Consider the following 14,213-nt stretch of genomic DNA (forward strand, 5'->3'; position numbering starts at 1 on the left):
ACCCCGCCGGGCGCCGCCCGGCCCCGCCCTCGAACGACGGCGGGGCCGCAGTGGCGCGACAGCGCCGGAAGAGTGGGGTTACTGACGGACGTGGGCGTTGACCCAGTCCACGATGGAGGTCGTCGTCGCGCCCGGGGTGAAGATCTCGGCCACGCCCTTCTCCTTGAGGGGGGCGATGTCGTCCTCCGGGATGATGCCGCCGCCGAAGACCTTGATGTCCTCGGCGTCGCGCTCCTTGAGGAGCTCCAGCACGCGCACGAAGAGCGTGTTGTGGGCGCCCGAGAGGATCGAGAGGCCGATCGCGTCGGCGTCCTCCTGGATCGCGGTGTCCACGATCTGCTCGGGGGTCTGGTGGAGGCCGGTGTAGATGACCTCCATGCCCGCGTCCCGCAGCGCCCGCGCGATCACCTTGGCCCCGCGGTCGTGGCCGTCGAGACCCGGCTTGGCCACCACCACACGGATCGGACCGGTCACACCCATCGCACTGCCTCCCGAGTGAACGAACGTTAAGTACAGCATCGCGCACGCTGCCGTTTCGCGGTCAAGCACGAGGGGGAAATCACACGTGGGACGGCATTGCGCCACCGTGCCGCCAGCCGCACGGCACGGTGGCGCGGCGGCCGCCGCCCCAGAGGATCACAGGAGGCCGTCGATGGGTCTGTCCTTACCCGTCCCCTTGTCCGGCGCCGCGCTGCGGGCCGGCGCGCTGGAGGTCGCCGTTCTCGGCGGCCACCTCCTGCTGTACCCCACTGGGGTGTGCCAGGAGAAGACCGTCCCCGTCCGGGCCACGACACGCCCGCCCGCCCTGCTCCTCCACGGGTTCACCGACAACCGCTCCGTCTTCGTCCTGCTGCGCCGCGCCCTCACGGCCGGCGGACTGCGGCACGTGGAGGCGTACAACTACTCGCCCCTCACGCTCGACCTGCGCGTCATCGCCCACCACCTCGCCCGGCGGGTCGAACAGCTGTGCGAGCGCACCGGACAGGAGCAGGTCGACCTCGTCGGGCACAGCCTGGGTGGCCTGGTCGGCCGGTACTACGTCCAGCGCCTCGGCGGCGACACCCGCGTCCGCACACTCGTCACGCTCGGCACCCCGCATTCCGGCACGCGCGTCGCCCCCTTCATGGACGCGCACCCCCTGGTCCGGCAGATGCGCCCGGACTCCGAGGTGCTGGCCGAACTGGCGGCGCCGTCGCCCGGCTGCGCCACCCGCTGCGTGGCGTTCTGGAGCGAGTTCGACACGCTGATGGCCCCGGTCGGCAGCGCACGGATCGAACACCCCGACCTGTGTGTGGAAAACGTGCAGGTCGTGGGCATCGGCCACCTCGCCCTGCCGGCACACCCCGCGGTCATCGCGGCAGTCGCCCGCGCCCTCGACGGCCCCGCACCCACCGCCATCACGGGGCCGGACGCCGCATCCGTCGCCTGACCGTTGAGCGGCCAAAACTCGAACAGATTTCGAACTCAAGGCCAAGGCTGCGTCTTTCGGCGACCGAAAGACGGCCGAATGCCCGGTTCCGCTGATCTGGGGACCCGGCGAAGATTGTCGTTGCGAGTAACCGCCGGGTACAGTCACGCCACTGCTCTCCTCCGGTGAACTTCGAGTTCCCGGCCACCCAGGCCCCCACTGCCGAGGCGAAAGAGAAGTTGGTGAACGACCGCCCCTCGTCGGGCCAGTACCCGGATGCCGGGTATGACGGCCTTTCCACCACCGCTTTCGCTGGTGGCTCGCCCTATGTTTCCTACGAAACGCAGGGCCAAGGGGTCAACTACGCCGCCTACGGCTCCTACGAGACCGGCGCGTACGACACCACCGCGTGGACCTCGCAGGACCCCTACCTGTCCACGATCCCGGCGCAGTCCGCACCCGAGGACACCACCGGGAGCTGGGACGCGAGCGCCTGGAGCGCGGCGGGGGCGGGCACGGACCACTCCGGCTACACCGCCTACCCGTCGGCCTCCTTCGGCTACGACGCCTCCGCCGAGCAGACCGGCCACTGGTCGGTGCCGGGCTTCGGCACCACCGGTACCGAGACCGGCGCCTACGACGCGACCGCCTGGAACACCGTCACGCAGACCCCGGCGCAGCCCGAGGCCGACTACGCCTACGACTACCAGCCCGCGCAGCAGGACTACGCGTACGGCACGACCTCCCTCGGCACCGACGGCTACGCCCATGAGGTCCACGAGGTCCACGACACCGGGGCCGACAACACCTACAGCGAGACCGCCGTCTTCGAGGTGCTCGGCGACGAGGCGACCGAGGCGACCGGGGTGCCCGAGGGCCCCGGAGCCCACGAGGCGTACGAGCTGCCCGAGGTCCACGAACTGCACGGCGTCCACGACATGCCCACCCAGGCGATGCCGGTGACCTCCGCGCCTCGCGCCTCGCGCCGCAACGCCGCCAAGGGCAACGCCGCCAAGGGCAACGCCGCCAAGGCGAACGCCAAGACGGCCGGCACGAAGGCGGCCGGCAGCCGCCGGCGCACCCCGGCGAAGCGTTCCGCCTTGCTGACCGTGGCCGTTCCCTCCGCCTGCGTGATGGGTGTCGCGGGCGTCGCGGCCGCCTCCGTCGGCGGGCTCACCGGTACGGACAAGCCCGGCGAGGACACCACCACGATGGCCGCGCCCGACCCGGCCTCGGTGAAGCCGGTCGCCGCGAACACCAAGCTCGACACCCAACTGGTCGCGCTCAGCGCCGACGCGGGCGACTTCGCGGACCGCGCGAGCCGCACGCAGGAGCGCATCGATCTGCGCGAACGCCAGGAAGAGGAAAAGAAGAAGAAGGCCGAGGAGGCCGCGGCCAAGGAGGCCGCCCGCCCCAAGTTCGCCGTCCCGGTGAGCCAGCACGGCCTGAGCGCCAGCTTCGGTCAGGCCGGCGGCATGTGGATGTCGGTGCACACCGGCATCGACTTCCCGGTGTCCTACGGGACCCCGGTCATGGCGGCCACCGACGGCATCGTGCGCACCCAGTACAACAGCGCCTACGGGAACATGGCCATAGTGACCGCGCCCGACGGCACGGAGACCTGGTACTGCCACCTCAGCTCCACCAAGATCCGCGGCGGCAAGGTCAAGGCGGGCGACGTCATCGCCTACTCGGGCAACTCCGGCAACTCCACCGGCCCGCACCTCCACTTCGAGGTCCGGCCCGGCGGCGGCTCCGCGATCGACCCCCTGGCCTGGCTCCGCAGTCACGGCCTCGACCCGAGGTAACCGCCTCGGCCCCACAGGCTCCACAAGTGCCCGGCAGCGTTCCCGCTGCCGGGCATTCGCACGTGGTCCGCGGCCTCAGAGCTTCTGCACCGGCGCATAGCGCAGCAGCAGCCGCTTCGGCTTGTCGTCACCGAAGTCGATGGTGGCCTGCGCGTCCGCGCCCGCTCCCTTGACCTCCATGACGGTGCCGAGCCCGAACTGGTCGTGCGTGACCCGGTCCCCGACCACCAGCGTGATGACCGGCTTGTCGGAGGCCCGGCGCGTCGCGAAGCCGGACGGGCCCGACTTCGTGCGCGACGACGACAGGAACGCCTCGGGCGAGGTGCCGAACGACGACCGTCCGCCGCCGACGCCCGAACCGTAGCCGGAACTGCGCATCGGACCGGCCGGCTTCTGGGCCGCTCCCGTGCGCTTCCACTGCAGGTACTGGTCCGGGATCTCCTCCAGGAACCGCGACGGCGGGTTGTACGAGGGCGTGCCCCACGCGCTGCGCATGCTGGAGCGGGTCAGGTACAGCCGCTCGCGCGCCCGCGTGATGCCGACGTAGGCGAGGCGGCGCTCCTCCTCCAGCTCCTTGGTCTGGCCCAGCGCGCGCATGTGCGGGAAGACCCCGTCCTCCATGCCGGTCAGGAACACCACCGGAAACTCGAGGCCCTTGGCGGTGTGCAGGGTCATGAGGGTGATGACGCCGGAGCCGTCCTGGTCCTCGTCGGGGATCTGGTCGGAGTCGGCGACGAGGGCGACCTGCTCCAGGAACTCGGCGAGCGTGCCGGGGCCGACCGGCGTCGCCGCGCCCTCCGGCGCCTCGGCGGCTGCGGCTTCGCGCGCCTGCTCGAACTCCAGGGCCACCGCCGCCAGTTCCTGGAGGTTCTCGATCCGCGTCTCATCCTGCGGGTCGGTCGACGCCTGGAGTTCGGCGAGGTAGCCGGTGCGCTCCAGGACCGCCTCAAGAACCACCGCCGGGCCCGCGCCCGAGTCGACGATCGTGCGGAGCTCCTCCATCAGCGCGTTGAACCGCTTCACCGCGTTGGTGGAGCGGGCCGCCATGCCGAAGGCCTCGTCCACGCGCCGCAGCGCCTGCGGGAAGGTGATCTTCTCGCGCAGCGCGAGCGCGTCGACCATGGCCTCGGCGCGCTCGCCGATGCCGCGCTTGGGGACGTTCAGGATGCGGCGCAGCGGGACGTTGTCCTCCGGGTTCGCGAGGACGCGCAGGTACGCGAGGACGTCGCGGACCTCCTTGCGCTCGTAGAAGCGGACGCCGCCGACGACCTTGTACGGCAGGCCGACCCGGATGAAGATCTCCTCGAACACGCGCGACTGGGCGTTGGTCCGGTAGAAGATCGCGACGTCGCCGGCCTTGGCGTCCCCGGCGTCGGTGAGCCGGTCGATCTCATCGGCGACGAACTGGGCCTCGTCGTGCTCGGTGTCCGCGACGTAGCCGGTGATGACCGCGCCGGAGCCAGCCTCGGTCCACAGGTTCTTGGCGCGGCGGTTCTCGTTGCGCTCGATGACCGCGTTGGCGGCGGAGAGGATCGTCTGCGTGGAGCGGTAGTTCTGCTCCAGCAGGATCGTCGTCGCGTCCTTGTAGTCCTCTTCGAACTGGAGGATGTTGCGGATCGTCGCGCCGCGGAAGGCGTAGATCGACTGGTCGGCGTCACCCACCACGCACAGCTCGGCCGGGGGCAGGTCCGGGTAGCCGGTGCCGACCAGCTCGCGCACCAGCGTGTACTGCGCGTGGTTGGTGTCCTGGTACTCGTCGACCAGGACGTGCCGGAAGCGGCGCCGGTAGTGCTCGGCGACGTCCGGGAAGGCCTGGAGCAGGTGCACCGTGGTCATGATGATGTCGTCGAAGTCGAGGGCGTTGGCCTCGCGCAGCCGGGCCTGGTACATCACGTACGCCTGCGCCAGCGTCTTCTCGAAGCCGTCGGCGGCCTGGTCGGCGAAGGCCTCTTCGTCGATCAGCTCGTTCTTCAGGTTCGAGATCTTGGCGTTGAAGGACTTCGGCGGGAACTTCTTGGGGTCCAGGTCCAGGTCGCGGCAGACGAGCGCCATCAGGCGCTTGGAGTCGGCCGCGTCGTAGATCGAGAACGATGAGGTGAAGCCGAGCCGCTTGGACTCGCGGCGCAGTATGCGCACGCAGGCGCTGTGGAAGGTGGAGACCCACATGGCGTTCGCGCGCGGGCCGACCAGGCCCTCGACGCGCTCCTTCATCTCTCCGGCGGCCTTGTTGGTGAAGGTGATCGCCAGGATCTGCCCGGGGTGGACGTTGCGCGCGGACAGCAGGTGCCCGATGCGGTGCGTCAGCACCCTGGTCTTGCCGGAGCCCGCACCGGCCACGATGAGCAGCGGGGAGCCCGCGTGCACCACGGCCGCGGCCTGCTGCTCGTTCAGGCCGTCGAGGAGCGTCGCCGGGTCGATGACGGGCTTGGGGGCGCCGTCCCGGTAGTACGCGTCCCCGGTCATGGGCACGTCGAAGTGCCCCCCGAAGAGGTCGTCCGCACCCGCCTCCGGGGCGGGGTACTCCTCGGGCGGCGGCGGGACCTCGTCGGAGGGGGTGAGGTCCGCCAGGAAGCTGTCGTCAAAGAGGCTGCTCATCGCATTCCGAGTCTAGGGGGCGGGACCGACAGGCCAGCACGAGTTCCAGGAGACCGGGGAACCGCAGCTCCAGGTCGTCGCGGCGCAGCGCGAGGTAGAGCTTGCGGCCCCGGGGGCGCTGGCAGATCACTCCGCTCTCGCGCAGCGTCTTGAGGTGGTGCGTGACGCTCGACCGGGGCAGGTCGGGCACGACCTCACCGCAGAAGGCCTCCGCGCCGGAGGCGAGCTTGCGCACGATCTCCAGCCGGACGGGGTGTCCGAGCGCCGCCAGGACGTCGACGAGCTCGATGCGGTCGGCGGCGGGGTGCGTCAGGTCGGCAGCGGCAGGCATGCCCCCACTGTACGCAGATCTCGTACGGACCTTGCCCAATCGTTCGAAGATCTCGTACAGTCTGACCGTACGAAATCTTCGAACGATTCTCGACGTGAGGACACCATGCCCGACAGCACCGCGTCCGCCGGCACCGCGTACGCCGGCACCCCGCTCGACGACGCCTCCCTCGCCGCCTCCCTCGACGGCGGCTTCACCAGCCACCACGCGGAGGTCAACGGCACCCGCCTGCACTACGTCCAGGGCGGCAGCGGCGACCCGCTCGTCCTCCTCGGCGGCTGGCCGCAGACCTGGTGGCAGTGGCACAAGGTGCTGCCGGACCTGGCCCGCCGCCACCGGGTGATCGCCGTCGACCTGCGCGGCATGGGCGGTTCCGCCAAGCCCGCCGCCGGCTACGACAAGAAGACGATGGCCGCGGACGTCCACGCCCTCCTCGGCCACCTCAAGATCGGGTCGGCGCACTTCGCGGGCCACGACATCGGCGCGATGGTCGCCTACGCCCACGCCGCCAACCACCCCGGGGCCACCCGCCGGGTCGCCCTCCTCGACGTCGCACACCCGGACGAGGACTGGGCCCGGATGCCCCTGCTGCCCCGGCCCGACGTCCGCCACCTGTGGTGGTTCGCCTTCAACCAGGTGGAGGGCCTGCCCGAGCAGCTGCTCGCCGGCCGCTACCACCTCCTGCTGGACTGGCTGTTCGGCAACGCCGCGACCGACCCCTCCTCCATCGACGCCCGCTCCCGCGCCGTGTACGCCCGCGCCTACGGCTCCCCGGAAGCGGTCCGGGCCGGCAACGCCTGGTACCGCGCCTTCTCCCAGGACATCGCCGACCTGGCCGGATACGCCCCGGTCACCGTCCCGCTGCTCGCCCTCGGCGGCGAGCACAGCAACTACGAGTTCCTGCGCGGGGCCGTCCCGGCGCTCGGCACCGACACCCGCGTCGTCCGCGTCGACGACAGCGGCCACTACCTCCCCGAGGAGCAGCCGCAGGCCGTCGTCGACGAGCTGACCCGCTTCTTCGGCTGAACGTCCGCCCCCGTACGCTCGACTGCCATGGACGTACTCATCAGTGTCTTCGTCGGCCTGCACATCATCGGGATCGCGGCCCTGCTCGGCGGCTTCCTGACCCAGATGAAGGCGATGAGCGCGGGCACCGCCCGCTTCACGCCCGCCATGCTGCACGGCGCGCTCACCATGCTCGTCACCGGCGTGCTCCTCGTCGGCTTCAACGAGATGGACGGCGCCCCCGTCAACAACGTCAAGGTGGGCGTGAAGCTCGCCCTCCTCTTCGTGATCCTCGCCCTCGTCTACGTCAAGCGCGACGAGGAGCACGTGGACAAGGCGATGTTCGCCGCCGTCGGCGGCCTGACCGTGATCAACATCTTCATCGCCCTTCTCTGGCACTGACCCGCCCCGGAACGATCCGCTCCGGTCCTGTGCGGCCAGCTCCGGTCGCATCAGGGCACTTACGATCATCCCGTCATCCGCCCGTTACCTCCGGGTCTAGCGTCCTCCTCCAAGCCAGCACCGGCAGAGGAAGGACGTGAGGCCCTCGTGGCCAGTCATCGAAAGCCCAGGCAGCGCCCGCTCTCCGGCGGCTCCGTACGGACCGCCGCCACCATCGCCCTCGCGGGCGCTGCCACCGCCACCGCCTTCGAAGGCACCTCCCAAGCCGACCCCCGGCCCACCCCCGCCCAGATCAAGACGGAGGTGGACCGGCTCTACGAGGAGGCCGAGGCGGCGACCGAGCGGTACAACGGGGCGAAGGAGCAGGCCGACGACGCCGAACGGGCCCTGACCGGCCTGCGCGACGAGGCCGCCCGCAAGGCCGAGCAGCTCAACAGCGCCCGCAGCGCGCTCGGGACGCTCGCCGCCTCCCAGTACCGCAGCGGCTCCCTGGGCACCGCCGTACAGCTCGCGCTGGCCGACGACCCGCAGGAGTACCTCGCCCAGGCCTCCTTCGTCTCGCGCGCCGGTGAGCGCAACGCCGCCGGGATCACCACCGTGCGCCGCAAGCTGGACGAGGTCTCCACGCTGCGCGAGCAGGCGTCGGGACGGCTCGCCGACCTGCGGAGCCGGCGGGACGAACTCGCCGCCCACAAGGCCGAGGCCGAGGAGAAGCTCGGCGCCGCCAAGCGGCTGCTGGCCAAGCTCACCGCCGAGGAGCGGGCCGCCTACGAGGCCCAGGCGCCCGGCGCCGCCTCGGCCGCCCCCGCCGCCGGCCCGGCCGCCCCCGCGCCCCCGCCGCCGGCCGACGGCTCCCGTGCGGCCCGCGCCGTGGCCTTCGCGTACGGCTCGATCGGCAAGCCCTACGTGTGGGGCTCGACGGGGCCCGGCTCCTTCGACTGCTCGGGGCTGACCCAGGCGGCCTGGCGCTCGGCCGGGGTCTCCCTGCCCCGCACCACCTACACCCAGATCAACGCCGGCCGGCGCGTGTCCCGCGACCAGCTGGCCCCCGGCGACCTGGTGTTCTTCTACTCCGGGGTCACGCACGTCGGCCTCTACGTCGGCAACGGCCAGATGATCCACGCCCCGCGCCCGGGATCGACGGTCCGGCTGGCGCCGATCGACTCGATGCCCTGGGCCGGCGCCTCCCGCCCCGCGTGAGGGATCCCGTGCCGGGCGCCACGGCGTGAGGCGTCCCGCGTCAGACGTCCCGCGTCAGACGTCTCCGCGTGAGCCCGTCCCTTACGGGGCCTTGACCACGCCGCTCAGCCAGCCGAAGGTCTGCGGCAGCTGCTTGGACCACGATTCGAGGTTGTGGCCGCCGACGACCTTCTCGGCGTGGACGACGGTGGGCTTCTGCGCGAGCCCCTTGAGGTCCATGCCGGACAGGTAGCCGTCCTGCTCCGCGCCCGACAGCCACAGCGACACGGCCGGCGGGGCCGGCTGCGCCTTGAGGATGTTCTTCAGGTTGTGGGCGACCCGCGTCTGCGGATCCTGTGCGACGAGCGAGGTGGGTTCCTGGCCGGGGTCGTTGTAGCCGGACAGGGAGACGGCCGCGCTGTAGCGGTCGGGGTGCAGGATGGCCAGCTTGGCGGCGCAGTAGGCGCCGGCCGAGTACCCGGCCACACCCCAGGTCCGGGCCTCGTCCGAGGCCCGGAAGTTGTCGACGACCATCTTGCGGACGTCGACGCTGAACCAGCTGTCGGCGTTGACCTTGCCGGGAAGGTTGGCGCAGCCGGTGTCGCCGTTGCCCACCAGCATGGCGCGCGGCGAGACGAGGATGAACGGCTGCACCTTGCCGCTCTTCATCAGCGGCTCCAGCACCTCGTGCGCCTTGAGCCCCTGGAACCAGGACTTGCCCGTCCCGGGTATGCCGGGGATCAGCTCGACGACCGGGAACTTCTTGTCCTTGAAGGCCGGGTCGTCGTACTGCGGCGGCAGCCACACCAGGACGTCGCCCTTGACCCCGGAGATCTTTCCGTCGAGCTCGGTCTTCTGGACCCGGCCGCCCAGCCCCTCGACGGGCTGGAAGGCCTGCTTGACCTTCGGGGCCTCTTCGACCTTCTTGCCGCCGAGCCCGTCCGGACCGAGGTCGGGGGCCGCGGTGACGTACTTGCCGGTGCCGAGCAGGTCGTCCCACGAGTTGTAGAAGTGCTCGGCCCTGTTGACGGCTACGAACACCACGGCGACCGCCGTGACCTGGGCGAACACCACCATCAGGAAGCGCAGGGCGGTGCGGACGACGGCGGGGCCGCGCACCTTGCTCCACACGGCCAGGGGCAGGATGACGGCGATCGCGGTCAGTGCGATCACCGTGGCGAAGAAGGGTGTCCCGGTCAGGCTCATCACGCCACCGTAGAGGGCAGCTCGCCGGGCCCCGGTTGCCCGGTCGACCTGCGGTTTCGGTCACACCGCAGGTCAAGGCCACGACAACGCGGGCAGCCGTCGGACGTCAGGTGTCCGACATCACGCCCGCCCCACGCGTCACACCAGTCGTCGGGCCGTCGCCCAGCGGGTCAGCTCGTGCCGGTTGGAGAGCTGCAGCTTGCGCAGCACCGCCGAGACGTGGGACTCCACCGTCTTCACCGAGATGAAGAGCTGCTTGGCGATCTCCTTGTACGCGTACCCGCGCGCGATCAGCCGCAGCACCTCGCGCTCGCGCTGGGTGAGCCGGTCCAGGTCCTCGTCCACCGGCGGCGCGTCCGTCGAGGCGAACGCGTCGAGCACGAAGCCGGCCAGGCGCGGCGAGAACACCGCGTCCCCGTCCTGCACGCGGAAGACGGAGTCCACCAGGTCGGTGCCGGTGATGGTCTTGGTGACGTACCCGCGCGCGCCGCCCCGGATTACGCCGATGACGTCCTCGGCCGCGTCCGACACCGACAGCGCGAGGAACCGCACCGGGTTCTCGGCGGCCGCCATCAGCGGGGCGCAGCGCCGCAACACCTCGACGCCGCCGCCGCCGGGCAGGTGCACGTCGAGGAGGACCACCTCGGGCCGGGTGGCCGTGATGACGGTGACGGCCTGGTCGACGTCGGCGGCCTCGCCGACGACCTCCACGCCGGTCCGGTCGGTCTCGCCGATCTCGGCCTGCACCCCGGTACGGAACATCCTGTGGTCGTCGACGAGCACCACCCGGACGCGCCTGGTCTCCCCCACGCCTGCGTTCTTCTCGTCCTCGGTCATGCCGCGTTCGCCGCCCTCTCCATCTCCAGCTCGACTTCCGTGCCGCCGTCGGGCGCGGACCGCAGTCGTGCGGTCCCGCCGTTGCGCTGCATCCGGCCGATGATCGATTCTCGTACGCCCATGCGGTCGCCGGGTACCGCGTCGATGTCGAAGCCCGGCCCCCGGTCCCGTACGGACACGAACACCGTCTGGCCCTCCACCTCGGCGTACACCTGTACCGGCCCGCCCTCGCCACCGTACTTGGCGGCGTTGACCATCGCCTCGCGCGCGGCCTGGATCTGTGCGGCCAGCTTCTCGTCGAGCGGGCAATCGCCGACGACGACGACCTCGATGGGCACGCCGTGGTGGTCCTCGACCTCGGCGGCGGTCTTCTTCACCGCCTCCGCCAGGGTCGCGGGCTCCTCGGCCTCGTCCTTGCCGGTGCCCTCGGGCTTGTAGAGCCAGTTGCGGAGCTCACGCTCCTGGGCCCGTGCGAGGCGGCGCACCTCGCCCACGTCCTCCGCGCTGCGCTGGATCAGGGTGAGGGTGTGCAGCACGGAGTCGTGCACGTGGGCGGCGACCTCGGCGCGTTCCTGGGCGCGGATGCGCATCAGCCGTTCCTCGGAGAGGTCCTGCGTCATCCGGATCAGCCAGGGTCCGGCGAGCAGGGCCACGCCCACGAGGACGGCGAGGGTGGCGGTGAGGACGTTGCCGAGCTGCGCGGCGGAGCCCCGTACGACGATGAAGACGGTGAGGCCCACGCCGACCAGGGCGACCCCGGCGAGCGCGCGGGCGGCCTGGAAGAGGCGCCCGTGCCGGCCGGCGGCGGTGGTCCAGTGGGCGCGGCGGGCGTTGTCGGCCTGCCGCCATACGAGAACCACCCCGGCTCCGACCAGCAGCGTCGGCCACACGTAGCGCCCGGACTCGCCGCCCAGCTGGACCTTGGAGATGAAGATGGCCGCGCCGATGAACAGGGCGATCAGCGCCGTGATCTGCCCGCGGTCCGGTTTGCGCAGGCGGCGGGTGCCGTCGGGGAGGGACTCGAAGAAGGAGCGGTGCCCCGCGCGGCCGCCGACGCCGAGCGGCACGAACACCCAGAACGCGGCGTAGAGCAGCACGCCCAGTCCGTCGCCCCACATGAACAGCAGGAGGAACGCCAGCCGCACCCAGCCCACGGGCAGCCCGAGGTGCCCGGCCAGTCCGCGCGCGACACCGCCCAGCATCCGGCCGTCGGCGCTCCGGTACAGCTTGCGCTGCGGCGGGTCGTCGACGTCCGGGGCGTGCGGTGGGCGGGAGGCGGCGGCTACGGGCATGTCACCAAGGGTCACATGGCGGGCCGCGGCCCGGCATCAGGGCATCCCCCCACTTCTGCCCGTCAGATTTCAGGGTTGCGCCAGGGTAGGGCCGGATTCCGGGCGGCCGCACCGCCCGTCACCATGGACGCATGACCGAAGTACACGATGCTCCGCCGCAGGCACCCGGGGCGCCCCGGGCCGCCGAAGCCCGGCCTTCCCTGCGCCGCAGCAAGCGCGACAAGGTCCTCGCGGGCGTGTGCGGCGGTCTGGGCCGGTACTTCGACCTGGACCCGGTGGTCTTCCGGATCGTCCTGGGCGTCCTCGCGGTCACCGGCGGCGTCGGCCTGATCTTCTACGGCTTCGCGTGGCTGCTGCTCCCCCCGGAGGGCGAGGAGGACAGCGAGGTGAAGAAGCTGCTGACGGGACGGGTCGAAGGGGCGACGCTGGCGGCGGTGTTCGCCGCCCTGGTGGGCTGCGCGCTGTTCCTGTCGATGCTGGACAACGGCGGCCTGGCCGTCTTCTCGGTGCTGGTGGTCCTGGCGCTCGGCGGGGCCTCGTACTGGTCGCAGCGGCGGCGGGCCGCCGCGCCCGAGACGGAGGCACCGGCGCCGGGCGGGGCCGCGCCCCGCGCCGCGCACGCGCCGGCGGCCCCGCCGGAGACGAAGGCGCCGCCCACCCCGGGCGCCCCTTCCTGGTGGCGGGACCCGCTGGTCAAGGACGGCACCACCGGCCCCGTCGGCACGACGGGATACCTGTGGGGGCCCGAGGACGACGCCGGCCCGGCGCAGCCGGACGCGGCCGGCGCCGCCGACGCGGCCGTCCGGCGACCCGCCGCCGCCCGGGTCCGGGGGCGCGGCGGAATCGGCGGCCGGGTGTTCGTGCTGGCGCTGCTGGCCGGGGCCGTCGGTACCGCGGCGGGCTGGGAGGGCAGCCCGCTGGGCGAGGCCCTGCAGACCGGGCTCGCCGCCGCCCTGATCGTCTTCGGCCTCGGCCTCGCGGTCAGCTCCCTGCTGGGTCGCACCGGCTTCGGCACGGTCGTGCTGGCCGTGTTCACCGCGGGCCTGCTCGCGGGCGCGGCGGCGCTGCCGCGCGAGATCGGCACCGACTGGCGGGAGGTGGAGTGGCGTCCGGCCGCCGTGGCCGACGTACGGCCCGTGTACGAGGCGGGCACCGGGCTGGCGACCTTGGACCTGAGCCGCCTGGACGTGCCGAAGGGCACCAGCGTGGCCGTCAGCGCCTCCGTCGACGCGGGCCGGCTCAAGGTGCTCCTGCCCCGGGAGGTCACCGCCGAGGCGGACGTCACCGTCCGGCGCCTCGGCGACATCCAGCTGCCCGGCGACTACCCGGGCCGCATCGAGCGGGCCGGGCCCGGCCGGCAGGACCGGACGGCGACCCTCGCGCCGCCCGCCGGCACCGAGGCCGGCGGGACGATCGAGCTGGACCTGAGTGCGGGAATCGGACAGGTGGAGGTGGCCCGTGCGGCGTCATGAGTTCCAGCCGGGACGGCTGATCGCGGGGCTGGTCCTGCTGCTGGCGGGCGTGCTCTACCTGGTGGAGACCACCGGTGGGGCGGACATGCCGTGGTACGCGGTCATCCCGATGACCGCGGGCGGGCTGACGCTGGCCGCACTGGTGGGGCTGGTGACCTATGCGGTACGCCGGGACCGGCGCGACCGGATCTCCGAGTCCAGCGACAGGTAGGGGGCGCCGGCGAGGATCAGCGGGGTCCAGGCCATCAGGTAGATCAGGTCGTTGCCGTAGTAGTACGGGGCCACCGCCCACGACACCGTGAGCCACAGGCTCAGCGAGATCAGCGCACCGGCGGCGGCCGCGGTCCGGGACAGCAGGCCGACCAGGGTGCCGAGGCCCACCAGGATCTCGGCGACGGCCAGGAACACGGCGAAGCCGACGGGCGATTCCAGGGACAGGTCCACGAGGGCGGGGATCGCGGAGGTGTCGCGCACCCCGCGCATCAGGTCGCCGATGGAGCCGTCGCCGGAGGCGGAGAGGAACGCGGGGTCGAAGAGCTTGTCCAGTCCCGCGTAGACGAAGGTCGCGCCGAGGAAGAGGCGCAGGGGCAACAGGTGGTACCGGGCAGCCTGTTCACGCAGCCCGCGCGGTACGTCGGTCCGGGGAGGTGCTTCGGTTCTGGTCACGCGTCATGTCTA

The 14,213-nt window shown here is 72.0% G+C and carries 14 protein-coding genes; 7 read left to right on the top strand and 7 right to left on the bottom strand.

Annotated elements, in window-relative coordinates:
- Nucleotides 1-78 precede the first annotated feature (78 nt).
- A complete protein-coding gene (locus ACZ3X1_RS14800; RefSeq protein ID WP_030764263.1) occupies nucleotides 79-480 on the bottom strand; it encodes a cobalamin B12-binding domain-containing protein in 402 nt (133 codons plus the stop codon).
- Nucleotides 481-652: 172 nt separating this feature from the next.
- Between ACZ3X1_RS14800 and ACZ3X1_RS14805 the strand changes: the two genes are divergently transcribed.
- Together ACZ3X1_RS14805 and ACZ3X1_RS14810 are read left to right on the top strand one after the other, a co-directional pair.
- Entirely contained in the window at nucleotides 653-1,429 is a 777-nt protein-coding gene (locus ACZ3X1_RS14805) for an esterase/lipase family protein (RefSeq protein ID WP_467279944.1), read from the top strand.
- A gap of 164 nt (nucleotides 1,430-1,593) precedes the next feature.
- Nucleotides 1,594-3,216: a M23 family metallopeptidase gene (locus tag ACZ3X1_RS14810; protein WP_467279945.1), complete on the top strand. Its 1,623-nt coding sequence runs from the start codon at nucleotides 1,594-1,596 to the stop codon at nucleotides 3,214-3,216.
- Nucleotides 3,217-3,291: 75 nt separating this feature from the next.
- On the opposite strand, the gene pcrA is transcribed toward ACZ3X1_RS14810, so the two are convergent.
- Both pcrA and ACZ3X1_RS14820 read right to left on the bottom strand, forming a co-directional pair.
- Entirely contained in the window at nucleotides 3,292-5,811 is a 2,520-nt protein-coding gene (pcrA, locus tag ACZ3X1_RS14815; RefSeq protein ID WP_356811470.1) for a DNA helicase PcrA, read from the bottom strand.
- Nucleotides 5,795-6,142, bottom strand: a complete 348-nt coding sequence (locus tag ACZ3X1_RS14820; protein ID WP_356811471.1) for an ArsR/SmtB family transcription factor — start codon at nucleotides 6,140-6,142, stop codon at nucleotides 5,795-5,797. Before ACZ3X1_RS14820 ends, pcrA begins: the two co-directional genes overlap by 17 nt.
- 105 nt (nucleotides 6,143-6,247) lie before the next feature.
- Here ACZ3X1_RS14820 and ACZ3X1_RS14825 point away from each other — a divergent pair, with 105 nt between their 5' ends.
- The 3 genes from ACZ3X1_RS14825 to ACZ3X1_RS14835 all read left to right on the top strand — a co-directional run bounded on the left by ACZ3X1_RS14825 (nucleotide 6,248) and on the right by ACZ3X1_RS14835 (nucleotide 8,749).
- On the top strand, nucleotides 6,248-7,168 hold the full coding sequence (locus ACZ3X1_RS14825) for an alpha/beta fold hydrolase (RefSeq protein WP_356811472.1): 921 nt from the start codon (nucleotides 6,248-6,250) through the stop codon (nucleotides 7,166-7,168).
- 27 nt (nucleotides 7,169-7,195) lie between these two features.
- Nucleotides 7,196-7,549 (top strand): hypothetical protein, encoded by a 354-nt coding sequence (locus ACZ3X1_RS14830; protein ID WP_467279946.1) that lies wholly within the window; start codon nucleotides 7,196-7,198, stop codon nucleotides 7,547-7,549.
- Between the two features lie 147 nt (nucleotides 7,550-7,696).
- A complete protein-coding gene (locus ACZ3X1_RS14835) occupies nucleotides 7,697-8,749 on the top strand; it encodes a C40 family peptidase (protein WP_467279947.1) in 1,053 nt (350 codons plus the stop codon).
- Nucleotides 8,750-8,830: 81 nt separating this feature from the next.
- Here the strand turns inward: ACZ3X1_RS14835 and ACZ3X1_RS14840 are convergent, their stop codons facing one another.
- The 3 genes from ACZ3X1_RS14840 to ACZ3X1_RS14850 form a co-directional block, all read right to left on the bottom strand.
- A complete protein-coding gene (locus tag ACZ3X1_RS14840) occupies nucleotides 8,831-9,934 on the bottom strand; it encodes an alpha/beta hydrolase (protein WP_467279948.1) in 1,104 nt (367 codons plus the stop codon).
- Between the two features lie 138 nt (nucleotides 9,935-10,072).
- Nucleotides 10,073-10,771: a LuxR C-terminal-related transcriptional regulator gene (locus tag ACZ3X1_RS14845; RefSeq protein WP_030659486.1), complete on the bottom strand. Its 699-nt coding sequence runs from the start codon at nucleotides 10,769-10,771 to the stop codon at nucleotides 10,073-10,075.
- A complete protein-coding gene (locus tag ACZ3X1_RS14850; RefSeq protein WP_467279949.1) occupies nucleotides 10,768-12,063 on the bottom strand; it encodes an ATP-binding protein in 1,296 nt (431 codons plus the stop codon). Before ACZ3X1_RS14850 ends, ACZ3X1_RS14845 begins: the two co-directional genes overlap by 4 nt.
- Before the next feature lie 131 nt (nucleotides 12,064-12,194).
- Here ACZ3X1_RS14850 and ACZ3X1_RS14855 point away from each other — a divergent pair, with 131 nt between their 5' ends.
- Entirely contained in the window at nucleotides 12,195-13,535 is a 1,341-nt protein-coding gene (locus ACZ3X1_RS14855) for a PspC domain-containing protein (protein ID WP_467279950.1), read from the top strand.
- On the top strand, nucleotides 13,522-13,746 hold the full coding sequence (locus ACZ3X1_RS14860) for a hypothetical protein (RefSeq protein WP_356811478.1): 225 nt from the start codon (nucleotides 13,522-13,524) through the stop codon (nucleotides 13,744-13,746). Before ACZ3X1_RS14855 ends, ACZ3X1_RS14860 begins: the two co-directional genes overlap by 14 nt.
- Here ACZ3X1_RS14860 and ACZ3X1_RS14865 read toward each other — a convergent pair.
- Nucleotides 13,692-14,201 (bottom strand): DoxX family membrane protein, encoded by a 510-nt coding sequence (locus tag ACZ3X1_RS14865; protein WP_356811479.1) that lies wholly within the window; start codon nucleotides 14,199-14,201, stop codon nucleotides 13,692-13,694. The genes ACZ3X1_RS14860 and ACZ3X1_RS14865 overlap by 55 nt on opposite strands.
- Nucleotides 14,202-14,213: the final 12 nt, after the last annotated feature.

It is taken from the genome of Streptomyces sp. NPDC023541 (genome assembly GCF_055559995.1).